This window comes from Cryobacterium sp. Hz9, from assembly GCF_004402825.1.
Classification (GTDB): Bacteria; Actinomycetota; Actinomycetes; order Actinomycetales; family Microbacteriaceae; genus Cryobacterium; species Cryobacterium gelidum.
In genome coordinates, this window is the sequence record NZ_SOFC01000009.1 from 1 (window position 1) to 24,391 (window position 24,391).

Sequence of the window (24,391 nt, forward strand, 5' to 3'; positions counted from 1 at the left end):
GGGTGAGCGTCCGCCGTACCGCGGCAACTCCGACCGCCCTTCCGGTGGTAACGACCGCGCTCCGTACCGCGGCAACTCGGATCGTCCCGCTCAGGGTGAACACCCGCCGTACCGCGGCAACTCCGACCGCCCTTCCGGTGGTAACGACCGCGCGCCGTACCGCGGCAACTCGGATCGTCCCGCTCAGGGTGAACGTCCGCCGTACCGCGGCAATTCGGATCGTCCCGCTCAGGGTGAGCGTCCGCCGTACCGCGGCAATTCGGATCGTCCCGCTCAGGGTGAGCGTCCGCCGTACCGCGGCAATTCGGATCGTCCCGCTCAGGGCGGGGACCGCAAGCCGTGGGCCAAGGATGGCGCACGGCCCGAGCGCAGCGATCGGCCCAGCAGTGATCGGCCCCGCTCCGACAACGACAGCAAGCCGTGGACCCAGCGCGGGGGTTCGCCGAACCGTGCTGGCGCCCCTCGCGTGGATGCCGGCAAGAAGCTGTGGACCCGCGACGGCGCCCCGGCCCGTAACGACCGCGATGCCCGCGTCGTCGAAGAGGAGATGACCGAGGAGCAGCGCATGCAGCGTGAGCTGCGTTCGGTGCGTCCGCGCCACGATGACCCGGAACTTCCCGACGACATCTCGGCCAACGACCTCGACCGCATTGCCCGCAACGAGCTCAAGACGCTGACCAAGGAAAACGCCGAGACCGTCGGCCGCCACCTGGCCATGGCCGCCCGCGTCATCGACGAGGACCCTCAGCTCGCCCACCGGCACGTGATGAGCGCCGCCCGCCGGGCTGGCCGGATTGGTGTGGTGCGCGAAAGCCTCGCGATCACCGCGTATGCCACTGGTGACTTCGCCCTGGCCCTGCGGGAACTGCGCACTTACCGTCGAATCTCCGGCTCGAACGACCAACTTCCCCTCATGGTCGACAGCGAACGCGGCGTCGGCCGCCCCGACCGCGCCCTCGAGCTGGGCCGTTCGGTCGATCGCTCCACACTCTCCCCATCCGTCCAGGTGGGCCTGGCGATCGCCATGTCGGGTGCTCGCCTGGACCTCGGGGAAGCGGACGCTGCGCTCGTCGAACTCGAAATTCCGCAGCTCAACCCCACTACCGCCTTCTCGTACAGCCCCGAGTTGTTCGCCGCGTATGCGGAGGTGCTCAGCGAACTTGGCCGCGAGGATGAAGCCGACGTGTGGCTGGAACGTGCCTCGCGCGCCGACGCCGCCCTCGGGGCTTCCGGTGCAGATGACGAAACCATCGAAATCGAAGAGATGGAAGACGACGACGACGACGCCCTCGCGTCCTTCGCCGCAGACGCCGGAGATGACGACGACGACGATGACAACCACGACGAGGTTGTCGACGACGCCGACGACATCGTCGCTGAAGCTGTCGACACAGCTGAAACTGATGACGAGAGCGAGCCGGATGTTGCATCGCCGAAAGCCTGAGTGGGCGACGCCGCTGGCCGGCGTTGACGTATTGCTGGCGGATCTTGACGGTGTTGTGTACAAGGGCTCGGCGGCTATTCCTTTGGCCGTCGAGAGCCTGAACCGTGCCGCTGAGACCATTCGGGTGGGCTACATCACCAACAACGCTTCCCGCACCGACCAGTCAGTCGCCGACCACCTCACCCAGCTTGGGCTGAGTGTGGCAGCAGCGGACGTTGTCACCTCGCCCCAGGCGGCCGTTCGGCTGCTGGCAGAGCACGTGGAACCCGGCGCCAGCATCCTCGTCATTGGTGGCGACGGGCTCGTCGACGAGGTCGTCAAGGCCGGGTTCGTCGTGACCCGATCGGCCGACGACAAGCCGGCCGCTGTGATTCAGGGCTTCGCGCCAGAGATCGGCTGGGTGCATCTCGCCGAAGCGGCGTTCGCACTCAACGCCGACGGTGTGGGTACGGGTATCCCGTGGATCGCCACCAATACCGACTGGACCATTCCGGTCGCCCGCGGCATTGCTCCCGGCAACGGCACGCTTGTTTCCGCCGTGCACACGGCCGTTGGTCGACTTCCCCTCGTTGCGGGCAAACCCGAAGCAGCCATCTTTCTGGAAGCCACCCGGCGATTTAATGCGCGGAATGCGCTCTTCATCGGTGACCGACTCGACACCGACATTCTGGGCGCCAATCGAGCCGGAATCCCGGCCGTGCTCGTGCTCACCGGCATCGACCGGGCCAAACAGGCCCTCGCCGCCGATAAGGAGTCCCGGCCGACGTTCATCATCGAGAACCTGCAACAGTTGCACGAACCGTACCCGGAGACCGTGTTCTCCAAGGACGGGTCGACCGCCACGGTGAACGGCGCGAGCGTGCGCATCACCGGCAACGACGTGCAAATCGTTAAAGACGGCGACGGCGGAATCAACCTGTTGCGCGCCGCTTGCGCCGCGATCTATCGATCCGGGCGGGCGATCTACGGGCTCAACGTTCCGGAGCGACTGTATCTCGCGCAGTAGCCTAGACAGTGTGAAACCCGAGCCCGTCATGCCCGAACCAGACCCGGTTGATCTCGCCGCGCAACTGGCCGACATCGAGACCCGGCCGCTCGAGCAGCGTGCCGAAGCGTTCACACAGCTCCACGAGCGGCTGCGCGAACAACTCGAAGACGCTGATACCGACCCGGCGGGCCGGGCATGACCGGCGATGAGACCCCCCATGACCATGAGACAGAGGCACCTATGCCTGAGCACCTGACCGACACCAACCCGCTTGACGGGCTACCAGAACGGATGCCCGACTCCCGTCTCGACGCCGCCCTGGCCGACCGCGGGCTGGTTCGCTCCCGAACCGTAGCCGCGAAACTCATTGCCGACGGCCTCGTCACGGTGGATGGCCTCCCGGTCGTGAAGGCCAGCACCAAAGTCTCAGCGGACGCCGTTCTCGAGGTGGCCGCGACCGACCACTACGTCAGCCGCGGTGCCCACAAACTCAACGCCGCCCTTGACGCCTTCACTCTCAGCGTCACCGGTCGCACAGCGCTCGATGCCGGCGCGAGCACCGGCGGTTTCAGCCAGGTGCTACTCGAACGCGGCGCCGCCCAGGTGATCGCCGTCGATGTCGGCCACGGTCAGCTCGCCGCGCAATTGAAGGCCGAGTCGCGGCTGAAGCTGGTCGAGGGTTACAACATCCGCTATGCAACCCCGGAAACCCTTGCCGGTGCATCCGGAATCGACACCCGACCCGACCTCGTCGTGGCCGACCTGTCGTTCATCTCGCTGACCACCGTGTTACCGGCCCTCGTGGCCACAGCCGCGGCGGGCGCCGACTTCGTGCTTCTGATCAAACCGCAGTTCGAGGTAGGCCGCGGCGGCATTCGTGAGGGCATCGTGCACGACAAGGGACTGCGCTCCGATTCCGTGGCCGGTGTACTCTGGGCCGGCTGGGACCTCGGCTTGAAAACCTGCGGCGTCATCGCCTCGCCCATCATTGGGGCGGCCGGAAATCACGAGTATCTGTGCTGGATGAGTGCCACGACCGGCTCAAATCCGACAGAATGGATGGACCGGATCGAAACCATGGTGGGGGCGTGACGAATTGAGCGAGACCCCGCGGTACTTTCTGATCGTGGCCCATACGGGCCGCACCGACTCTGTCGAAGCCGCCTCGACGGTCTGTAAGCAGCTTCTGGCCGCCGGGGCCGTGCCGGTGCTCGCCAGCGATGAACGCGCCGACCTTCTGGCTGCCTGTCCGGAGCTGAACGGCCATATCGCGATTCTCGGTGACACGGTGCGCATGTCCGAGCTTGAACTTGTCATCGTGCTCGGCGGTGATGGCACCATTCTGCGTTCGGCCGAACTCGTACGTGGTTGTTCGGCCCCGCTGCTCGGTATCAATCTCGGCCACGTCGGTTTTCTCGCCGAGAGCGAGCGGGACGACCTCGGTGAGGCGGTGCGCCGCGCCCTCAAGGGCGACTATGAGGTCGAAGAACGACTCGCCCTGTCTGTGCGGGTCAAGGTCGCCGACGAGGTGGTCTACGAAACCTGGGCGCTGAACGAGGTCACCGTCGAAAAGGCCAGCCGCGAACGCATGATCGAGGTTGTCGTCGAGGTCGACGGCCGTCCACTATCGTCGTTTGGCTGCGATGGCGTCGTGCTCTCCACCCCGACCGGCTCGACCGCGTACTCGTTCTCGGCCGGCGGCCCCATCGTCTGGCCCGGCGTCGAAGCGCTGCTGCTGGTACCGCTCAGCGCGCACGCCCTGTTCGCCCGGCCGATCGTGGTCGGCCCGGAATCGTCTCTGGCAGTGGAGGTTCTATCCCGCACCGGTGCCCGTGCGGTGCTCTGCGCCGACGGCCGCCGCACCCAGGACCTTTCAGGCGGCGCCCGCGTGATCGTTCGCCGCTCGGATGTTCCGGTGCGATTGGCCCGCCTGCACATCGGCCCCTTCACCGACCGTCTGGTCAACAAGTTCAACCTGCCGGTCACCGGCTGGCGCGGCCCGGTCGGCCGCGAGTGATCGACGAGCTGTTCATTCGCGACCTCGGCGTCATCGCCGAGGCGACGTTGCCGCTCGGCCCGGGGTTCACCGCCGTCACCGGTGAAACCGGCGCCGGTAAAACCATGGTGGTCACCGCGCTCGGACTGCTGCTCGGTGACCGAGCGGATGCTGGCACCGTGCGCCAAGGCCAGCCGCAGAGTTTCGTCCAGGGTCGCTGGGTCATTGACCCCGCCGGTGCCGTCGCCGAGCGGGTACGCGACGCCGGGGGAGACCTCGACGGCCCCGAGCTCATTCTCGGACGTTCCGTCTCGAGCGAAGGGCGCAGCCGCGCCGTCGTCGGCGGACGGGGAGCTCCGGCGAGCGTGCTCGGCGACCTGCGCAATGACCTCGTCGTCGTGCATGGGCAGAGCGATCAGGTGCGCCTGCGTTCCGCCGCCGCCCAGCGCGACGCCCTTGATCGCTTCGCCGGCGGCGAACTCGCCGCCGTACTCGGCGACTACCAGCATGCCTTCCACCGCTGGCAGACCAACCAGGCAGACCTGGACCGGCTCGTCATAGAACAAGACCTGCGCGCCCGCGAGGCCGACGACCTGCGGGCCGCGCTGATCGAGATCGAAACCGTCGCCCCGCAACCCGGCGAGGACGCCGAGCTGGGTGACCGCGCCGAACGCCTCGGCAACCTCGAAGAGCTGCGTCTGGCCGGCGAACAGGCCCGCCAGCTCATCTCGGCCGAAGACAACCCCGACGATCTGCCCGACGTCGTCGCCCTGCTCGAAACCGCTCGGCGCGCCCTCGACCGGGTCGCCGCCCACGATGTGACCCTGCCGCCGCTCGTTACCGCCATCGCCAATGCTGGTTTCGTCGTTGCCGACATTGCCGCCGAACTCTCGAGCTACCTGGCCGGCCTCGACGCCGACGGTGCGCGCGAGCTCGAAATCGTGCAGGAACGCCGTGCCGAACTGAGCATTCTGGCCCGCAAATATCCGGGCGGCCTCGAGGAAGCGATCGAGTTTCAGGAAACCGGCAGTACGCGTCTGCTCGAGCTCGACTCCGACTCTGACCGCATCAACCAGCTCACTGCCGCAGCGGATGCCGACCATCAGCTGGTCACCGGCCTCGCCGCCGCCCTCAGCGCGTTACGCGCAGCGGCAGCCGTGCAACTCGGTGCCCGGGTGACCGCCGAGCTCGGCGCGCTGGCGATGCCGGACGCCGTCCTCCACGTGCAGGTCGAACCCGGTGCGGAATTCACCGTCACCGGCTGCGACCTCGTGCGCCTGCTGTTCCAGCCGCACGCCGGTGCTGAGCCGAGAGCGCTCGCGCGCGGGGCATCCGGCGGAGAACTGTCCCGAGTGATGCTCGCCATCGAGGTCGTCATCAACGCGACCGACCCGGTGCCCACCTTCATCTTCGATGAGATCGACGCCGGCGTGGGCGGAGCCGCCGCGATTGAAATCGGTCGACGACTGGCCCGACTCGCCGAAACCGCCCAGGTGATCGTGGTCACCCACCTCGCCCAGGTCGCCGCGTTCGCCGGCAACCACCTCAGTGTCGTCAAAGACAGCGACGGATCGGTCACCGCCTCAAGCGTGCGCCAGCTGCGCGGCGACGACCGTGCCGCCGAAATGGCCCGCCTGCTTTCGGGGCTCCCCGACTCGAAGAGCGGCCTCGCACATGCCAGAGAACTGCTCGACCTTGCGCAGCCCGCCACTCCTCCGTCTCACAAGTAAGCGACCAAATTCAGGTGATAGCATTGAAGCCCGTGGTGGAAAATATAATTACACGCGGTTTAGACAACACGCGATCAGACGGCCCGAGCAATTCCAGCGGCACCGTGAAGCACATTTTCGTGACCGGGGGTGTGGTCTCCTCGCTCGGTAAGGGCCTGACGGCGGCCAGCCTCGGAAACCTTCTCACGGCACGCGGCCTGCGGGTTGTCATGCAGAAGCTCGACCCTTACCTCAACGTCGATCCGGGAACGATGAATCCGTTCCAGCATGGTGAGGTCTTCGTCACCGACGACGGCGCCGAGACCGACCTCGACATCGGGCACTACGAACGCTTTCTCGACATCAATCTCGGCCAGTCGGCCAATGTGACGACCGGGCAGATCTACTCGCAGGTCATCGCCAAGGAACGCCGTGGCGAGTACCTCGGCGACACGGTGCAGGTCATTCCGCACATCACCGATGAGATCAAACGTCGCATGCGCCTGCAGGCCAGCGACGAGGTGCGCCCCGACGTGATCATCACCGAGGTTGGCGGGACCGTGGGTGACATCGAATCCCAGCCATTCCTCGAGGCCGCCCGCCAGGTGCGCCACGAACTCGGCCGCGGCAACGTGTTCTTCGTGCACGTCTCGCTCGTGCCGTTCCTCGGCGCAGCCGGCGAGCAGAAGACCAAGCCCACTCAGCACTCCGTCGCCACCCTGCGCTCGATTGGAATCCAGCCCGACGCCCTCGTGTTGCGCAGCGATCGGCCCGTCTCCGAGTCGAACAAGCGCAAAATCGCGCTCATGTGCGACGTCGACGAAGACGCCGTCGTCAACGCCGTCGACGTCGCCTCAATCTACGAGATCCCGACCATGCTGCACGACCAGGGCCTCGACAAGTACATCGTCACCGCCCTCGGCCTCACCGCGGACACGGTCGACTGGACTGGCTGGAAGAACCTGCTCGAGGCCGTGCGCCACCCCAAGCACGAGGTCACCATCGGCCTGGTCGGCAAGTACATCGACCTGCCGGATGCCTACCTCTCGGTCACCGAGGCGCTGCGAGCCGGCGGATTCGCCAATCAGAGCAGGGTCAAAATCGTCTGGATCGGCTCAGACGATTGCGAAACCGACGAGGGAGCCGCACGGCTGCTCGGTGAGCTCGACGGCATCTGCGTGCCGGGTGGCTTCGGTATCCGCGGCATCGAGGGCAAGCTCGGTGCTCTCAAATTCGCCCGGGAAAACGGTATCCCCGTGCTCGGCCTGTGTCTCGGCCTGCAGTGCATGGTCATCGAATACGCCCGCAACAAGGCCAACCTGCCGGGAGCCTCCTCCAGCGAGTTCGACCCGGAAACCGAGTTTCCGGTCATCGCGACCATGGAAGAGCAGGTGGAGATCATCGCCGGCGGCGACCTCGGCGGAACCATGCGCCTCGGCCTCTACCCGGCCAGCCTCGCCGAAGGTTCCCTCGTTGCCGAACTGTACGGCGCCAATGAGGCCTCCGAACGTCACCGCCACCGCTACGAGGTCAACAACGCTTTCCGCGACCAGATCGCCCTGGCCGGCCTGTGGTTCTCCGGTACCTCGCCCGACCGTCACCTGGTCGAGTACGTCGAACTCAAGCGCGACGAGCACCCGTTCTACGTCGGCACGCAGGCGCACCCGGAGCTGCGGTCGCGGCCGAACCACGCGCATCCGCTGTTTCGCGGTCTGATCAAGGCCGCGCTCGAACGCCAGGAGGCCAGCCGGTTGTTCGAGGTGAAAGAAGAACTCAGTGCTTGAAGATTTGCTGCAGGATGACGTTGTACCGGTCCACGTAACCGCGAGCGACGTCGTCTACGACGGTGCCATCTGGAACGTGCGTCGTGACTCGTTCGGCTACAACGGCGCGAGTATCACCCGCGAATATATCGACCACCCCGGCGCAGTCGCCGTGCTCGCCCTCGACGAGCACGACCGGGTGCTCCTGATCAAGCAGTACCGGCACCCGACCGGCCTGCGTGGCTGGGAGATACCGGCCGGGCTGCTCGACGTGACCGGTGAGAACGCCGTCGTCGGTGCCCAGCGCGAGCTGGCCGAAGAAGCGGATGTCGTCGCCTCCGAGTGGTCGCTGCTCACCGAGTTCTACACCTCGCCCGGCGGCAGCAACGAAGCCATTCGCGTCTACCTTGCCCGGGGCGTCTCCGCGGTCGCAGCGTTCGAGCGCACCGAGGAGGAAGCCGACATCGAGCTGCGCTGGGTCTCACTCGACGAGTGCGTCGACGCCGTGATGGCGCGGCGCATTGCCAACCCGATTCTCATCTTGAGCATTCTGGCCGCTCAAGTGGCCCGTTCGCGCGGGTGGGGCGCACTCGCGCCGGCGGACCTGCCGTGGCCGCGGCATCCGCGTAATCGGAACACTACGGCCTGAGAACGCTGGCCTGAGCATGTCGATCGCGGCGCCCGTGGCTACGGCGGTGCATTCCTATCTGCGGCACGTGGCGGTCGAACGTGGCCTCGCCGGCAACACCGTCGCCGCCTACCGCCGGGATCTCGGCCTGTATACGGCCTGGCTGGCAGCCGAACCGGAGACAGACACGGCCGCCACGATTGCCGCCGGTGCTCCGCCGCGACCGATCACCGATCTGCGCGCAGTCACCCGACAGCACATTTCGGCGTTCGTGCAGCACCTCGGCCTGCGTTCGACATCACCGTTGACGGCGGCGTCGATCGCCCGAATCCTTTCAACCGTGCGCGGCTTCCATCGCTTTCTGCTCGATGAGGGCCTGGTCGAAGCGGACGTCGCGCACGATACCAAACCGCCCAAGCTCGCCCTGCGCCTGCCCAAGGCGATCTCGATCGAACAGGTCACCGCGCTGCTCGCCGCCACCGACGGCGGCGACGTGCAGCGGCTGCGCGATAGGGCCCTGCTCGAACTGCTCTACGCCACCGGCGCCCGGGTGAGCGAGGTGGTCAACCTCAACGTCGACGACGTGCTCGTGGAGGGCTTCGACTCGGTGCGCCTCACCGGCAAGGGCGACAAGCAGCGCATCGTGCCGGTCGGCAGTTTTGCGCGCACCGCCGTCTCGGACTACCTCGTGCGGGCCCGGCCGATGCTGTCGGCGCGTGGACGGTCGACGCCGGCCCTGTTCCTCGGCCTGCGCGGACAACGGGTCAGCCGACAGAACGCCTGGCTGATCATTCGCGCCGCCGCCGAACGCGCCGGGCTCACGGTACCCGTGTCGCCGCACACCCTGCGACACTCCTTTGCCACGCACCTGCTCGCCGGCGGCGCCGACGTGCGTGTCGTGCAGGAGCTTCTGGGTCATTCCTCGGTCGCAACCACCCAGATCTACACCCTCGTCACCATCGACACCCTCCGCGACATGTACACCACTGCCCACCCGCGGGCCCGTTGACCGCTGGGCGCACCCATGGTGGCGGGGCGAACGAGAGAACCGGTGCCTCGCGGCCACCAGAGACCGGCCCGCGCGGCGATCCTCCAAGCGACCAGGTGTTCCACTCGCTAGAATCAACCAAGTGATGGATGCAGGACGAATCAAGGACGGGCCAGTGACGCGTAAGTTGAGCGAACGAATTTCGCTTCCCGGTTTCGAGGAGATACCGGTAGGTCCGACGGGGCGCGAAAAGCACGAGTTCGCCGAACCGGAGCCGCTGAAAAGCCACGGTCCCGCCCGCATCATCTCTCTCTGCAACCAGAAGGGTGGCGTCGGTAAGACCACGACGACCATCAACCTCGGCGCAGCCCTGGCCAGGTACGGGCGCCGGGTACTCGCCATCGACTTCGACCCCCAGGGTGCACTGTCGGCCGGCCTCGGCGTACCCACGCATGACGTCACGACCATCTACGATCTGCTGCTCAACGGCAAGGTCGACCCGAAAGAGGCGATTCAGCCGACGTCGGTCGAGGGACTCGACGTCATTCCGGCCAACATCGACCTGTCCGCCGCCGAGGTGCACCTGGTCAACGAGGTCGCCCGCGAGCAGATTCTCACTCGTGTGCTGCGCAAGGTCTCGGGCGACTATGACGTCATCCTCATCGACTGCCAGCCCTCGCTCGGCATTCTCACCGTGAACGCGCTTACCGCCAGCCACGGCGTGCTGATTCCGCTCGAGTGCGAATTCTTCGCGTTGCGCGGCGTCGCTCTGCTCATTGAAACCATCGACAAGGTGCGCGACCGACTCAACCCGGCCATCGAACTCGATGGCATTCTCGCGACCATGTACGACTCGCGCACCCTGCACTCCCGCGAGGTGCTCGAGCGCGTCGTCGACGCCTTCGGCCACAGCGTGCTGGAGACCGTCATCGGCCGCACCGTGAAATTTCCCGACGCGAGCGTGGCCGGGGTGCCCATCACCGACTTCGCGCCCGAGCACGCCGCAGCGAAGGCTTACTTGCAGGTGGCCCGCGAACTGATCCACCGTGGCGCAGTCGCCTAGCGCGGCCGAGAAGCCCGCGTTTTCGGTCGCCCTCGGCAACTTCGAGGGCCCGTTCGACCTGCTGTTGAAACTGATCACCCGGCACGAACTCGACATCACCGAGGTCTCGCTCAGCCAGGTCACCGACGAGTTCATCTCCTACCTGCGCGGCCTCGAGCCGGACCAAGAACTCGACCAGGCCACCGAGTTCTTGGTCGTCGCCGCGACGCTGCTCGACCTCAAAGTGTCCGGACTGCTGCCGCAGGGCGAACTCGTCGACGCCGAAGACGTGGCCTTGCTCGAAGCCCGCGACCTGCTGTTCGCCCGCCTGCTGCAGTATCGCGCCTTCAAAGAAGCCGCGCGTTGGTTCAACGGCCAGCTCGACATCGAGACCCGCCGCCACGTGCGCTCGGTGCGCCTCGAGGAGAAGTACCGTCAGAAGACCCCCGAGCTGGTCTGGACGCTCTCGCTCGCGGACTTCGCCGCTCTGGCCGCCGTCGCCCTGGCGCCGCGCGAGCTGCCCGTTGTGGGCCTCGACCACCTGCACGCGCCGCTGGTCAGCATCCGCGAACAGGCCGCCTATGTCGTCGCCGTGCTCCAGTCGGGGGAGCCGATCTCGTTCCGGGCGCTCATCGCCGGCGCTGATCTGAAGGGCGTCATCATCGCGCGCTTTCTCGCGGTGCTCGAGCTGTACCGCCACGGGGCACTCTCCTTCGACCAAATCGAGCCGCTCGGCGAACTCATCCTGCGGTGGAGCACCGAGTCTCTCAATGGGCTGGCCTGGACCGATGAAAATCTCGCCACACTGGGAGCCGACTATGACCATTAACCGCCTGACACTTCAAGAACCAACCACCGATACGCGCCTCAGCGCCCCGAAAACGGATGCCGCAGCATCCGTTTCCCTCGAAGCTCACGGCCTCGACCGCCAGCTCGAGGCCGTGCTCATGGTCGCCGACGAACCACAGGGCCTCGTGCACCTCGCGACCGCCGTTGGGCGGCCGATATCCGACGTGGCGGCATCCGTTGCGCGGCTCGTGGCCGATTTCAACGGCGTCGCGGGCCCGGACGGTACCCGAACCATTCGCCGCGGTTTTGAACTGCGCGAGGTCGCCGGCGGCTGGCGCATCTACGTGCGCGCCACGCACGACGAACTTGTGACCGACTTCGTGCTCACCCAGAATCCGAGCCGGCTCAGCCAGGCGGCCCTGGAGACCCTCGCCGTGATCGCCTACAAACAGCCGATCAGTCGCGGCCAGGTCGCGAGCATCCGCGCCGTCAACGTCGACTCCGTCGTGCGCACCCTGCTCGGTCGCGGCCTCGTGATCGAAACGTTCACCGACAGTGAAACCGGCGCGATCAACTACGCCACCACAGACTTGCTGCTCACCCAGCTCGGAATCAACTCGCTCGACGAGTTACCCCACCTATCGCCGCTGCTCGACGGCGGCACCGACGGATTCGAGGATCTGCTTTGACCCAGGACAACATGCCCCACGACAACGCCCCCCGCGACCCCAACTTCAATCCAGAGGCCGCGGCCGACGGCGTGCGCCTGCAGAAGGTGCTCGCCTCTGCCGGCGTCGCCAGCCGCCGGGTCTCTGAAGACCTCATCACCTCGGGCCGCGTGCGCGTGAACGGCAAGGTCGTCACCGAGCTCGGCCGCCGCGTGCACCCTGAAACCGACCAGGTCGCCGTCGACAATATCGCCGTGCAACTCGACACCACCCGCCGCTACCTCATGCTCAACAAGCCGGTCGGCGTCGTGTCCTCGATGCAGGACGAGGGCGGCCGCCCTGACCTGCGCGAATTCACCGACCAGTTCGACGAACGGTTGTTCAACGTGGGCCGGCTCGACGCCCAGACCAGCGGCCTGCTCATTCTCACCAACGACGGTGACCTCGCGCACGTGCTCGCCCATCCCTCCTTCGGCGTCTCCAAGACCTACATCGCCAAGGTCGAAGGCCGCGTCTCGCCGCAGACCATCGGCCAGCTGCAAAGCGGCATCGAACTCGACGACGGCCCCATCCACGCCGACAAGGCACGCATCCTCACGAGCCCTCCCGGCGGTGGGCACAGCATGGTCGAGCTCACCCTGCACTCCGGTCGCAACCGCATCGTGCGACGGATGCTCGACGCCGTCGGTCACCCCGTGGTTGACCTCGTGCGGCGCCAGTTCGGGCCGCTGAACCTGGGAACGCTGCAGCAGGGCGCCGTGCGGGAACTCACCCGCGAAGAACTCGGCCAGCTGCTCACCGTGTCCCGCCAGGCGCCCAGTGCGCGGCCCGACGCCAACTAACGAACCAGCGACCTCAGATAGGGGACACAACCATGGCTGAAAGCCGCCTCGTCGGCCCGGTGCGCATCGTCGGCGTCGGCCTGCTCGGAACCAGCATGGGCCTCGGCCTGCGCAATCGCAAGATCGAGACGATCCTCGCCGACGCGTCACCGACCAACCTGCGCATCGCCATCGACTATGGTGCCGGCCGCGCTGCGCAGCCCGGCGACCAACCGCAACTCATCGTGGTTTGTGTGCCTCCCGATGTCACCGCCGAGATCGTCGCCCGCGAACTCGAGGCCTACCCGGGCGCGATCGTGACGGATGTCGCGAGCGTCAAGCTGGCGCCGCTCGCTGAGCTGCGCCAGCGTGGAGCCGACATCAGCCGCTACATCGGCTCGCATCCGCTCGCTGGTCGGGAGAAGGGCGGCCCGCTCTCCGGCCGCGCCGACCTGTTCATCGGTCGCCCCTGGGTTGTGGCCGCGCACGACGCGATCAGCTATCAGCAGGCTGGACCGCTCGACGACCTCATTCTTGACCTCGGCGCGATTGTGGTCGAGATGACTCCCGAGGAGCACGACCTCGGCGTCGCGCTGGTCTCGCACGTGCCGCAGGTCATCTCCACCCTGATGGCTCGTCGACTCACTGGCGCTGCCCACTCCTCACTCAACCTGGCCGGGCAGGGCCTGCGCGATGTGACCCGCGTTGCGGCGAGTGACCCCGATCTGTGGGTGCAGATTCTCGGCGCCAACGCCGGCCCTGTGCGCGATGTGCTGGTGGCCTACCGCGACGACCTCGACCGGTTCATCGACGCTCTCGAAGACCCGGCCAAGCCTGGCGCGCAGCGTCAGGTCGCCGAGGAGCTCGCTGGCGGCAACGCCGGGGTGGCCCGGTTGCCCGGCAAACACGGGCAGGACCGCCGATTTTCCTCGATGGTGGTCATGGTCAACGACCAGCCCGGCCAGATCGCCCGCCTGCTCAACGACATCGGTGAACTCGGCGTTAACCTCGAAGACTTACGCTTGGAACACTCGCCGGGCGCTCAAATCGGTCTCGCCGAAATCTCTGTACTGCCCGAGGCCGTCACTCGCCTCACCGAAGAGCTGGCCGACCGCGGCTGGCGGATTGCTGGTTAAAGCATGGCACGTCACTCCTTCCCCATCCTGGTCGCCATCGATGGGCCGGCCGGCAGCGGCAAGTCGAGCGTGAGCCGTGCGGCTGCGCGCCGCCTCGGTTTCGCCTACCTCGATACCGGCGCCGCCTACCGGGCGCTGGCCTGGCTGGTACTCGACCGAAACATCGATGAGACTGCGCTTTCTGATGCGGCACAAGCGGATGCCGTGACCGCGCTCCTCAAAGACTTCGACTATTCGATCGGTACCGACCCGGACGAATACTTCGTCACGGTGGGCCAGGCCGACGTGACCGACGCCATCCGCTCACCGGAGGTCAGCGCCGCGGTCAGTGCTGTGGCCCGCGTTCCCGCGGTGCGCCAGGCGCTCACCGAGCTGTTCCGCAGCCTCGCCGCCAACGTGGATCGGCCCGGTGTGGTGGTCGAAGGACGCGACATTACGACCATCGTCGCCCCCGAGGCCGAGGTGCGCATCCTACTCACAGCATCTGAGGAGGCTAGAATGACTAGACGCTCTGCGGAAATAACGACCCAATCGGCTGAAACCGTGGCAGAACAGCTGCGATCGCGTGATCGCGCTGACTCACAGGTTGTCGATTTCATGAGCGCTGCAGACGGTGTGATAACCGTCGACTCCACCCATCTCGACTTCGAGCAGACCATTGAAGCGGTCATCGACGTCATACACACACGCACGAAGCGGGCTTTTAATGAGTAACGAATACGACGACACGAGCTCAGTGCTCGACACCGAGCTGGCGGAACGACTTGCCAACCTCGACGAGGAACTGGCCACCCGGCGCTCCGCCGCGCTGCGCACCGGACTCGACGACTACGATCTCGACGAGGAAGACCTCGACGTACTGCAGGCCGTCACCGACGACCCCGACGCCATTCAGTACCTGCCGGCCGTTCCGGTGATCGCGATCGTCGGCCGCCCCAACGTGGGCAAGTCGGCGCTGGTCAACCGCATCCTCGGCCGCCGTGAGGCCGTCGTCGAGGACACCCCCGGGGTCACGCGGGACCGCGTGGCGTATAAGGGCGAATGGCACGAACGCAAGTTCAGCCTCGTCGACACCGGTGGCTGGGAGCCCGACGCCAAGGGTATCGACGCTTCCGTCGCCGCTCAGGCCGAGATCGCCATCGACCTCTCCGACCTCGTCATGTTCGTCGTCGACTCCAACGTGGGCCCGACCTCGACCGATGAGGCCGTCGTGCGCATGCTGCGTAAGAGCGGCAAGCCCGTCTTTTTGATCGCCAACAAGGTCGACGACGTGCGTCAGGAGCCCGAAGCGGCCAGCTTGTGGTCGCTCGGCCTTGGCCAGCCGTGGCCGGTCTCCGCCCTGCACGGTCGTGGTGTTGCCGACCTGCTCGACGCGATCCTGCTCGTGCTGCCCGAAATCTCCAATGTTGCCAAGCAGGAGGTCGGCGGCCCGCGCCGCGTGGCCATCCTCGGCCGCCCCAACGTCGGCAAGTCCAGCCTGCTCAACAAGGTGGTGGGGGAGGAGCGCGTTGTTGTCAACGAGCTCGCCGGCACCACCCGCGACCCGGTCGACGAGCAGGTCGAACTCGGCGGCAAGGTCTGGCGTTTCGTCGACACTGCCGGTATCCGTCGTCGTGTGCACCTCTCGCAGGGCGCCGACTTTTACGCCTCGCTGCGCACCAGCGCCGCCCTTGAAAAGGCCGAGGTGGCTGTTGTACTGCTCGACGTGACCGAGGTCATCAGCGAGCAGGACGTGCGGGTGATCGACCTGGTCATCGAATCGGGCCGTGCGCTCGTGCTCGCCTTCAACAAGTGGGACCAGATCGACGACGACCGTCGCCGCTACCTGGAGCGTGAGATCGAGCAGGACCTGGCCCACGTTGCCTGGGCCCCGCGGGTGAACATCTCGGCCAAGACCGGTCGCCACATGGAGAAGCTGGTTCCGGCCCTCGAGCTTGCGCTCGAGTCGTGGGACACCCGCATCGCTACCGGCAAGTTCAACGCCTTCCTGGCCGAGCTCGCTGCCGCGCATCCGCACCCCGTGCGCAGCGGTAAGCAGCCGCGCATCCTGTTCGGCACGCAGGCTTCAAGCCGTCCGCCGACGTTCGTGGTGTTCACCACCGGGTTCCTCGACCCGGGCTACCGTCGTTACATCCAGCGTCGCCTGCGCGAGATCTACGGCTTCGAAGGAAGCCCGATCAACCTCAGCATGCGCGTGCGCGAAAAGCGCAAACGCTAAATTTCACAACGGATGCGGTCGGCCCTGTTCACGCAGGTCCGGCCGTATTTTTATGCCTCCCGGGCGGTGCGGTAGCCATCCGTCACAACCGTGCCTGACCCGGCCGCAGGCGCTTGAGGCGCCGCTCAACAGCATCGAGGGTGGGATCGAGATCCTAAATCCTGACGTCCCACTGCCGGTCGGCAACAGAACTTGTATCCGCCAGACAACTCGGCATTTTCGACTGCGTGACAAAAATCTAGACGGTGCGGCCAGGAATTTCCCGATGACGCACAGTCTCGCACGGGGCTGCTGCCGGCGGGCACCCTATTGATCGTCGGTCACCGGCACGACCCCGGCTCCGCCGGCCACGGGCAGTACCCTGCCGGGGCGACGGCGACCGGGTCGGATATCCGATGCGGCCTCGACTCGTCCGTGTGGCTCATCGAAAACGCCGAAGAGTGATTGTTGACCGGCCTACTGCGCGGGCCCGCGCTGGCCTCCGTTTGGGGCGCCCCGTGATAGCCTCGAAACCTACCTTGAGGAGAGCTGTGAATACGGCCTTGACTAAACCTGCCCGTATCGGCGCACCTCGTTTCACCGCCACGCTAATGCGAGTCTTCACCCTGGCCGCTGCGCTCGCCATCGCCGTTCTCGGCTTGACCCTCGCTCCTTCGAGCGGGTCTGCTTCCGCCGCTGAATCGATCACGCAGTGCAATGGCGCCGACAACACCGGTGGTTTGGGACTGAACTGTGACGTCACCGTCATCAACAACCTCAACACGACCACGGGAGTGACGAGTTCCGTTGTGACCGTCACAGAATGTCACGCGGCTGCGAATACGGCCCCGATCTGCACGGCGCCGGTTACGACCTCCTACGACTCGCTCACCACGTCGGTGAACCAGTGCAACAACGCCGCGAACGGCGGAGGTGCCAGCGTGGTCTGCAACGTTTTCGTAACCAACAACATCACCGGGGCGGCGTCGACCACCCTCACCGGAGCAACGGTCGACCAGTGCAACGGGTCCGGCGCGGAAGGCACCCAACCGACTCTCGATTGCAATCCGTTCCCCGCCAATACGACGGGCGCGACAATCACGCAGTGCAACGGGTCAGTCAACGGTGGCGGCGCTGCTGCGCGGGTCATCTGCAGCGTTACACCGTCCACGATGAGCGCGCAGCTGCCGGTTTCCATCAACCAGTGCAACGACACGGCCAACGGTGGCGGATCTCTCGTGACCTGCACCGCCTCCCTGACGAACATCGCCCTCGCCTCCGCGACAGCACCGATCGCGACGGCGACGCCGGTTGCGGGAGCACCTGTCGCGACGGCGACGCCGGTCGCGAAAAACACTCTCCATGATTCCAGGACCGACGGCTTCACCCACGTTGCCGCCAGAGGCGACACGTCCCCCCTCCTCATCGTGGTCGGCCTGTTGATGCTGGCTGGGCTGCTGGTTGCGGCCGTTGCCGTGCGCCGGATCGGTGCTCGTCGCTAGACGAGCGCTGCTTGGCGGCGGAGCGGCGCTGCTCTGCGCCGTACTCGTCGGGTGGATCGTCCTCCACCCGACCGAGCAGGTGTCTGCCCCGACGGTCCAGCCGATGAGCACGACTCAGCGGCCGGCCCCGGAAAGATCGGCGTCGCCCGCGGCCGTTTCTGACCTCGTGATCAGCGCATCCGCGCCGCTTCGTCTCCGGGTGCCCTCGATCGGAATCGACGGAGCCGTCCTCGAATACACCCAGACGATGATCGACGAACTGGGCGGATTCGATCCCCCCGAGCTCACCACCATTTCCTGGGACACCACCATTCCTGGCGGTTTGGCCGGAACGGATGCGACGAACACGCTCTACCTCTACGGTCATTCCTCGGTCAACGAGGCCGTTTTCAACGGCCTCCAGGACGTGCCCTCCGGAGCGGTAGCGAGCATCGATACGGCCAACGGCCGGCTCTGCTACGTCGAACAGAAGGCCCTCAAGCTGGCTAAGGCTGAGTACAAGTACAACGACGAACTCACCGACGCGATCCCGAACCGCTTGGTGCTCGTGAGCTGCTACCGCCCTGTCGGCTACGATCCGAACGCCGCCACCGTGCAGAACATCGTTCTCGTACTGCAACTGGACCAGGACAAAACCAACGCCGGGTGCTGATCGCCGCTGCAAGCAGTCAAGGGCGCCCGAGACTAAGTGACACATGGTGACCGTCTGCGTCGTCACGGACCGCGAGAACGGTGGAACATCGCTCTTCCCTTGTCGTTCAGCGTTCTTCCAGCGAAACCCGATTACCTCTAAGTCAGCATTCTGGACAACTCCAACGAACCATTCCGATCACGAGGAGAGAACATGCCCTTCATCACCGTCCCCGGTCAGAACGATCCCGACGTGGAACTGCACTATGAAGATGTCGGCGCCGGGGAGCCCGTCGTCCTGATCCATGGCTGGCCCCTGAGCAGCCGGTCCTGGGAGGGTCAGGTGCCCGCGCTGGTCGACGCCGGCTACCGGGTGATCACGTACGATCGTCGCGGGTTCGGCCAGTCGTCGCAGCCGTGGAATGGGTACGACTATGACACCTTCGCCGCCGACCTGAAGGCTGTTGTCGACACCCTGGACCTACGGGACGTCACCCTGATCGGATTCTCAATGGGTGGCGGTGAGGTTGCCCGTTACGTGGGCACGTACGGTACAGATCGCGTCGCGAAGCTCGTCTTCGCCAGCGCAGTGCCACCATACCTGTGGAAATCGGATGACAACCCAGATGGCGGCGTGGATGCCGCATTGGCACAGTGGTTCCACGACGGGTTGACCGGGGACCGGCCGGCTTTCCTGCACGAATTTGTTCAGATGTTCTTCACCGCCGGTAAGCCGTCGCTGCTGAATAAGCCGAAGGTCAGCTCGGAGCAGATTGCTTACAACCTTGATATCGCCGAAATGGCGTCGCCGAAGGGCACGGTCGACAGCACGACCGCATTCGCCACGACGGACTTCCGCGACGACCTGACGAAAATCACCGTGCCGACCCTGGTGATACACGGTGATTCCGACATCATCGTGCCGTTCGAGGTCAGTGGCAAGCGCACTCACGCGGCCGTCTCCGGCAGCGAACTCGTGGTGATCGAAGGCGCCCCCCACGGTCTCACCGTCTCACATAAGGACGAGTGGAACCGGCACGTACTCGCCTTCCTCGCGAAGTAGCAAAACCAACGAAGGCCCTTCACCACCTGGTGAAGGGCCTTTTTGGGCTTTCACGACCTCGCGCCTCTGGCACCAGATGAAGATACATTCAGTCCCCTCGCAATGGGCGTTGAAAACGAATACTCGGGCCTGGTGGCGACCATGGCAAAGCTCGACCCCTCGCACGGGTCCTGCCCGGGTTGAGCGCGCCTGCTCGTAGACACCGCGCACTCAGGTTTCTGAGATAACCTCGGTTCTTCTGCACTTGGCGTCATGACGATCTCCTTGTCGCAATTTAGGGCTCTTCTCACCGGTAAGTGCCGTTTCCCCGGGCCCTGTCCCGGCTGAAACGCCTCCGGTGAAGTGTTCTACCGCCCCGCGCTCCGCCGCGATAACGAGAGTTGAAGCATGCGTCCCATCCAAAATCTGTTCGCCGTGCGCCGGCGGGCGCCCGTAACTGGCCGCACCGATGGGGCGCCACCAGCCGGCCCTCGTGACGCCTCGCTTTCAACCGTGGGCAGGGTGAGGACGTCGATGCAGCGCTACGTAATCGGGCCGGTCGCTATGGCTTTCGTTGCCGTCCTCGCCGTTAGTGGTTCCGTACCGGCTTACGCGGTGGTCGCGGACGCGTCGTCCGCACCGGGACAGACCTCATCCATTTCCAGGCCCGTCCAGAGCCTGCAGGTCAGTTCGGCTGCACCGCTCACAGTCCAGCGAGATGGCTACACCTCCGCTGCTGCCCCGAAACCGGAGCCCCAGCCCGAGCCCGTCGCGCACGTGCAGGCCGCCGCCACCGATGTTGCCGCAGTAACGGGCGACGGCTGGACGCTCCCGGTATCGGGCCGCCTCAGCTCTCCTTTCGGAGAGCGCCCCAATGCGCCAGTCGCCGGTGTTAAGCCATTCCACTCGGGTGCCGATATAGCCGCACCGTGTGGTCAGCCCGTTCAATCCGCCCAAGCGGGAACTGTCGTCGAGTCTGGCTTCCAGGGCAGTTACGGCAACTGGGTTTTGATCGATCATGGCAATGGGATCCAAACCGGTTACGCGCACAACAGCGAGCTCCTCGTCAGCACGGGCGAGCAGGTTGCCGCTGGCGCCACCATCGCCCTCGTCGGATCGACGGGGGCTTCGTCGGGTTGCCACGAGCACTTCGAAGTCCGTGTCGGCGGAGCCCCGGTTGCGCCGGTACCGTTCATGAGTTCCCGGGGTATTCCGCTCGGCTGAGCCCCGAACGCTTTACTCCAAACGGTCCTCTGAGGCCGTGTCACTGCCCGCGTTGGCGATGGGCTGGCGTTCGAGGGTGATTTCTTCAGGGATCATCGGCACCGTAACGGTGTGGGGTGAACGGTGAGGGGCAGTTACGGGTGCCGCTGTTCAACGCCCGAAGCCAGCCTTGTCGACCTTGCGATGAAATCGCATCCCCGCGATGCCACCCAGGACGGCACCGCCCAGGCTGACGATTGCGATCGCGACCGCCGTGATGACGCCGCTCAAGGCGAGTTCGCCTTCGTTGATCGGGATGCGCGGGAAGCTGTTCAGGTTGGCGAGAATGTCGAACTGGCTACCGGCAATGGCTGTCACGACGGCCAGGACCACTGCGATGATCAGCGCCCACAGCCAGACCGCGATGCCCTGCTTCGCGCCGCTAAACCGCGCTATGCGGCCGGCTACGTAGCCGCCGCACAGATACGAGACGAAAACGACGACGATCAGGGCGATGGCTCCAATGAGGCCGGCAGCCGACGCGTTCTCGGCCGCGAGATCAGCGGACCGGTTGGGGTCGGCCTGTGTTCCAAGCCCGACGGCTGCGCCGGCTCCGGCAACAAGCGCTGTCAGGAGTACCGCGGCTCCGGTGGCGGTCAGCCATCCAAAAAATGCCGTGCGAAACCTCATGCCACCGAACTGTTCTTTCTCTCTCGCGACGACGCCTTTCCGAACGGTATTGTCGTTCGGCGCTGCGTGGGCACCCGGCTGGGCTGCGTTGGGCGTCGTGTCTCGATTATCAGAGCGGGGTTCAACAGGTGCAGAGGACATCAGGTTCTTCCTTTCCATGAAACGAGCAGCAGATCGAAGGTCAGGAAGGCCGGTGGTCTTCCCCGCCAGGAGGCGCTATCTCTAAGACGTGGAATGTTGCGAATCTGTCACGTCCGTCATTGAAAAAATATTCACAACATTCGATTCTCACTCACGGGCGCCGGACGATGAGCGACACGGTGTGGCGGCCAGCTGACTGTGCCGCATCGGCCACCGGAATACCGCTGCTTACCAACACGGCGGCGTACGCCCGCTTTGTTTTTGCAGGGGCCGCGGAATTGCCGGGTGCGGTTCGCGCGCGGCAACGCCGAACGTGATCAGGTCAGTGATTGGGGCCAGCGCCGGCTAGATGAATGCGGACCCGGTGACAACGCACCGGGGGATCGGCCTCAGTCAGGCGGTTCGGTTTCACCGTACGGGGGCGAGTTGATGCCGACCCATCCATATCCACGTCTCCGGGACCGTCCGGTCCGCCGGCCCCCGGGGCCACCTTGACGTCGTCAGCGGCGTCCGCATCGATCGATTGTGGTACGAACTGAGCCTGCTTCGCTTGGGCCTCGGCTTCGCTCGCCGAGCTCTAGCTACGGTCTTTGCGTTTTTGAACGTTGTTTTGAGACATTTGTCTACTTTTTCGAGAACCTATTCGGTTCAAGGCTGGCGATGCGCTGTGCATGATCTTGAAGGGTGTCCTCGCTGACGTGTATTCCGACGTCAGTAAAACGCTGACGCAGAGCGCTCAAGACGTGCGCCTCGTCATGACCGGCCAGATCAGCCTCCTGCTGCACCAGGATCCCCGCCACCTTGGCGTCATCCGGTTGGGTATGTTGATCTTGGATCGGTTCGTCTTGGGTGCTGCTGTCATCGGTCATTCTTACCTTCTCTTCATCGGATACGTCATGAGCGTTGGGCCTGACTGCGTCAACGACTACGTGGTCTAGCCACGGACGTTCATTAGCGGGTGGAAAAGCAACGGTAGTCCTCGAAGTTGTGGCTGACCAGTGTGATGAGTTCTCTATTTAGACTCGTGCACCTCGCACGGCCATCCCGCCACCCGCGTGAGCACGAAGTACGATCCCGCGCGGCGGCTTCGTTCCCACCGTGCCTGGCCGACCCTGGGCAAGACCAACCCCACCCTGCTAGCCCACATCCGCTTCCGTCCGTATGCTTCGAGGATGACGGACTTCAGCAAAGGTGACCGGGTAAGTTGGGCGACATCTCAGGGGCGAACTCAGGGAGAAGTAATCGAGAAGAAGACGAGCGACTTTGATTTCGCGGGCCAAGCGTTCCACGCTTCGAAAGAGGAGCCAGCGTTTATCGTGAAATCTGACAAGACGGATGCGGAAGCCGCGCATAAGGCCAGTGCCCTTCGCAAGCTGACGCCACACAAAGGCAACTAAGCGCGCGGCCTCCGACAGATGCAACCTGGCCGGACTGCCCCGGGTAGGTGACAGTACGACTCAGCCTCTCAAAACCAAGCGTTGGCCCGCGGCGAGTCAAAGTATGCCGCTGAGCAACTAAGCAACTGAGCAACTGAGCAAGGAATCAGCCTTAGTGATTCAGGCGACGGCGCGGACGGTAGGCGTGCACGGTCGGATTCGGCTCCTCACGCTACTGCACACGCCGGTGAGTGAAACAATTCCGGACTATTTCGGCTGCGTAAGATTCTTGCGCCACGCCGAAAAACTCTGGACAGAGCCGGCATGTGGTTGGCCAAGCCAGGGCCACGGATGAAGCTCCGCGGCGGTCCCGGAGTATTTTTCAAAGCTCGGGACCGGCGCCCAGGTGATCGCGGCGCGGAGGTCTGGAGCGATCTGCCTCGGGTCTCCGAGATGCACGATCACCTCACGGCGCATCGCCAGATCCTGGAGCGTCTCGACGAAAAATACCAGCCGTTTGCTCGAAAGCTGAAGTTTTGCAAGGGCCGGTTCGTCGAAGATAAAGAAGGCCGGTAGCTGTGGATGCGCAAGAAGAGCTGGATCCGCATCGCCAAGCGATTCGACGGTGAGCAAGACCGATTGTGGCGTGGTGCGCTGGACGACCGTGGTGGGACCTCGGGTCGTTGCAAGATCGTCGTCTCGCGCGAGCAGCGGCGTCGGATTCGAAACGGGGCGCAGATCCAGGTCGGGAGGAAAGTTTTGAATCGGGCAGTTGCGGTTGAGGGGGCAAGCCGCACACAATTGGGGCGCGCGTTTCTCGACCTGCCAACGTGCGAATCCGTAGGGTTTGCTCGAGCCCGCACCAACCGTCCATTGCCATCCGAGCAGGTTGGCAGCGCGAGAACCATCTAGCAGGTGGCGATGAAAATACTCCTGCCCGGCTACCCATCCCGCTCCGGATCGCACCGCATACTGCGAGGCGAGCCACATACGAGACTGGTTCACCAGCCAGCCGTCCGTTTCCAAACTCGCGAGTGCCCAGTCAATGCAGGCCATTTCGCGCGGCCAGGCCGCTGGCGCAAAATCCCCCAACCATGCAACGTCGAACCGCAAATTGCGGTGCAGATGCATGCCAACTCGAGCATATAAATGTCTGGCATACTCCTGCCAGAGCAATTCGTCGCGGAATTTGGAGACATCCGAAGCCGGACCTGCTGCCACCGCGTTCCAGACCTCCGGTAACGGAAGTAACCCGTGGCGAATGTAGGGCGACAACCGGGAGGCTCCGCGACCTGATTCCGGAAGCACTTGGTTGCGCGTCGCGGCGTACCGTGCCACATCGAACGCGTCGAGCGCAGCATCCGCCGCCATTTGGCCACCGCGAATGTTGGGACTCGCCCTGATGCCATCACTCACGAGGTGCGACAGGTGTTGATCGACAACGGCTTCCGGGGAGATACCAGCAAGTGCAATGATCACCGGATGATTCTAACGCCCGAAAATATCGAAGTGCGATACACGAAACCCACGTCCCCGGCAGGCGTCATCCGTGCCAACGCGCCTTCGATCCCGTGCAAGGTGCGGATCGGGTGATGAACACAATCACCCCGAGAAACCCAAAGCTGACCAGCATTTCTA

At 65.1% G+C, this 24,391-nt stretch carries 24 protein-coding genes; 21 read left to right on the forward strand and 3 right to left on the reverse strand.

What is annotated here, in order from left to right:
- The 20 genes from E3N85_RS16660 to E3N85_RS03700 all read left to right on the forward strand — a co-directional run.
- Nucleotides 1-1,444, forward strand: a 1,444-nt coding sequence (locus tag E3N85_RS16660) for a proline-rich domain-containing protein (protein WP_241978286.1), incomplete at its 5' end; no start/stop codon positions are given.
- Nucleotides 1,422-2,450, forward strand: a complete 1,029-nt coding sequence (locus E3N85_RS03615; RefSeq protein ID WP_241978287.1) for an HAD-IIA family hydrolase — start codon at nt 1,422-1,424, stop codon at nt 2,448-2,450. The genes E3N85_RS16660 and E3N85_RS03615, both read left to right, overlap by 23 nt.
- A 10-nt stretch (nt 2,451-2,460) precedes the next feature.
- On the forward strand, nt 2,461-2,631 hold the full coding sequence (locus E3N85_RS16190; RefSeq protein ID WP_166783840.1) for a hypothetical protein: 171 nt from the start codon (nt 2,461-2,463) through the stop codon (nt 2,629-2,631).
- 41 nt (nt 2,632-2,672) lie between these two features.
- Nucleotides 2,673-3,524 carry a TlyA family RNA methyltransferase gene (locus E3N85_RS03620; RefSeq protein ID WP_304990919.1) on the forward strand — a complete coding sequence of 284 codons (852 nt, stop codon included), beginning with the start codon at nt 2,673-2,675 and terminating at the stop codon, nt 3,522-3,524.
- Nucleotides 3,525-3,528: 4 nt separating this feature from the next.
- Nucleotides 3,529-4,449 (forward strand): NAD kinase, encoded by a 921-nt coding sequence (locus E3N85_RS03625; RefSeq protein ID WP_134459473.1) that lies wholly within the window; start codon nt 3,529-3,531, stop codon nt 4,447-4,449.
- Entirely contained in the window at nt 4,446-6,158 is a 1,713-nt protein-coding gene (gene recN / locus E3N85_RS03630; protein WP_134459475.1) for a DNA repair protein RecN, read from the forward strand. Before E3N85_RS03625 ends, recN begins: the two co-directional genes overlap by 4 nt.
- Nucleotides 6,159-6,262: 104 nt before the next feature.
- Complete coding sequence (locus E3N85_RS03635; protein ID WP_174722455.1) at nt 6,263-7,921, forward strand: CTP synthase; 1,659 nt, start codon at nt 6,263-6,265, stop codon at nt 7,919-7,921.
- A complete protein-coding gene (locus E3N85_RS03640; RefSeq protein WP_134459478.1) occupies nt 7,914-8,549 on the forward strand; it encodes an NUDIX hydrolase in 636 nt (211 codons plus the stop codon). Before E3N85_RS03635 ends, E3N85_RS03640 begins: the two co-directional genes overlap by 8 nt.
- Nucleotides 8,550-8,565: 16 nt before the next feature.
- Complete coding sequence (locus tag E3N85_RS03645) at nt 8,566-9,537, forward strand: site-specific tyrosine recombinase XerD (protein WP_134459481.1); 972 nt, start codon at nt 8,566-8,568, stop codon at nt 9,535-9,537.
- Nucleotides 9,538-9,691: 154 nt separating this feature from the next.
- Nucleotides 9,692-10,579, forward strand: a complete 888-nt coding sequence (locus E3N85_RS03650; RefSeq protein WP_241978288.1) for a ParA family protein — start codon at nt 9,692-9,694, stop codon at nt 10,577-10,579.
- Nucleotides 10,563-11,387 (forward strand): ScpA family protein, encoded by an 825-nt coding sequence (locus E3N85_RS03655; protein ID WP_134459484.1) that lies wholly within the window; start codon nt 10,563-10,565, stop codon nt 11,385-11,387. The genes E3N85_RS03650 and E3N85_RS03655 overlap by 17 nt, the downstream gene beginning before the upstream one ends.
- A complete protein-coding gene (locus tag E3N85_RS03660) occupies nt 11,377-12,036 on the forward strand; it encodes an SMC-Scp complex subunit ScpB (protein ID WP_134459487.1) in 660 nt (219 codons plus the stop codon). The genes E3N85_RS03655 and E3N85_RS03660 overlap by 11 nt, the downstream gene beginning before the upstream one ends.
- Nucleotides 12,037-12,047: 11 nt before the next feature.
- A complete protein-coding gene (locus tag E3N85_RS03665; RefSeq protein ID WP_134459730.1) occupies nt 12,048-12,857 on the forward strand; it encodes a pseudouridine synthase in 810 nt (269 codons plus the stop codon).
- Nucleotides 12,858-12,889: 32 nt separating this feature from the next.
- Nucleotides 12,890-13,972 (forward strand): prephenate dehydrogenase, encoded by a 1,083-nt coding sequence (locus tag E3N85_RS03670; RefSeq protein WP_134459490.1) that lies wholly within the window; start codon nt 12,890-12,892, stop codon nt 13,970-13,972.
- A 3-nt stretch (nt 13,973-13,975) separates the two neighbouring features.
- Entirely contained in the window at nt 13,976-14,686 is a 711-nt protein-coding gene (gene cmk, locus E3N85_RS03675; protein WP_134459493.1) for a (d)CMP kinase, read from the forward strand.
- Complete coding sequence (gene der, locus E3N85_RS03680; protein ID WP_134459496.1) at nt 14,679-16,190, forward strand: ribosome biogenesis GTPase Der; 1,512 nt, start codon at nt 14,679-14,681, stop codon at nt 16,188-16,190. Before cmk ends, der begins: the two co-directional genes overlap by 8 nt.
- Before the next feature lie 590 nt (nt 16,191-16,780).
- Nucleotides 16,781-17,671, forward strand: a complete 891-nt coding sequence (locus E3N85_RS03685; RefSeq protein ID WP_206751234.1) for a hypothetical protein — start codon at nt 16,781-16,783, stop codon at nt 17,669-17,671.
- Complete coding sequence (locus E3N85_RS03690) at nt 17,658-18,323, forward strand: class F sortase (protein ID WP_134459501.1); 666 nt, start codon at nt 17,658-17,660, stop codon at nt 18,321-18,323. The genes E3N85_RS03685 and E3N85_RS03690 overlap by 14 nt, the downstream gene beginning before the upstream one ends.
- Before the next feature lie 192 nt (nt 18,324-18,515).
- Nucleotides 18,516-19,364 (forward strand): alpha/beta fold hydrolase, encoded by an 849-nt coding sequence (locus tag E3N85_RS03695; protein WP_134459504.1) that lies wholly within the window; start codon nt 18,516-18,518, stop codon nt 19,362-19,364.
- 513 nt (nt 19,365-19,877) lie between these two features.
- Nucleotides 19,878-20,567 (forward strand): M23 family metallopeptidase, encoded by a 690-nt coding sequence (locus E3N85_RS03700; protein WP_166783843.1) that lies wholly within the window; start codon nt 19,878-19,880, stop codon nt 20,565-20,567.
- A gap of 150 nt (nt 20,568-20,717) precedes the next feature.
- Here E3N85_RS03700 and E3N85_RS03705 read toward each other — a convergent pair whose 3' ends face one another.
- On the reverse strand, nt 20,718-21,377 hold the full coding sequence (locus tag E3N85_RS03705; protein WP_134459510.1) for a hypothetical protein: 660 nt from the start codon (nt 21,375-21,377) through the stop codon (nt 20,718-20,720).
- Between the two features lie 623 nt (nt 21,378-22,000).
- Entirely contained in the window at nt 22,001-22,246 is a 246-nt protein-coding gene (locus E3N85_RS03710) for a hypothetical protein (protein ID WP_134459513.1), read from the reverse strand.
- 303 nt (nt 22,247-22,549) lie between these two features.
- Between E3N85_RS03710 and E3N85_RS03715 the strand changes: the two genes are divergently transcribed.
- The gene (locus tag E3N85_RS03715; RefSeq protein ID WP_134459516.1) at nt 22,550-22,774 is read left to right on the forward strand and encodes a DUF2945 domain-containing protein; all 225 of its coding nucleotides are present in this window, start codon (nt 22,550-22,552) and stop codon (nt 22,772-22,774) included.
- A 246-nt stretch (nt 22,775-23,020) separates the two neighbouring features.
- Here the strand turns inward: E3N85_RS03715 and E3N85_RS03720 are convergent, their stop codons facing one another.
- A complete protein-coding gene (locus E3N85_RS03720) occupies nt 23,021-24,232 on the reverse strand; it encodes an FAD-binding domain-containing protein (RefSeq protein WP_241978289.1) in 1,212 nt (403 codons plus the stop codon).
- Nucleotides 24,233-24,391: the final 159 nt, after the last annotated feature.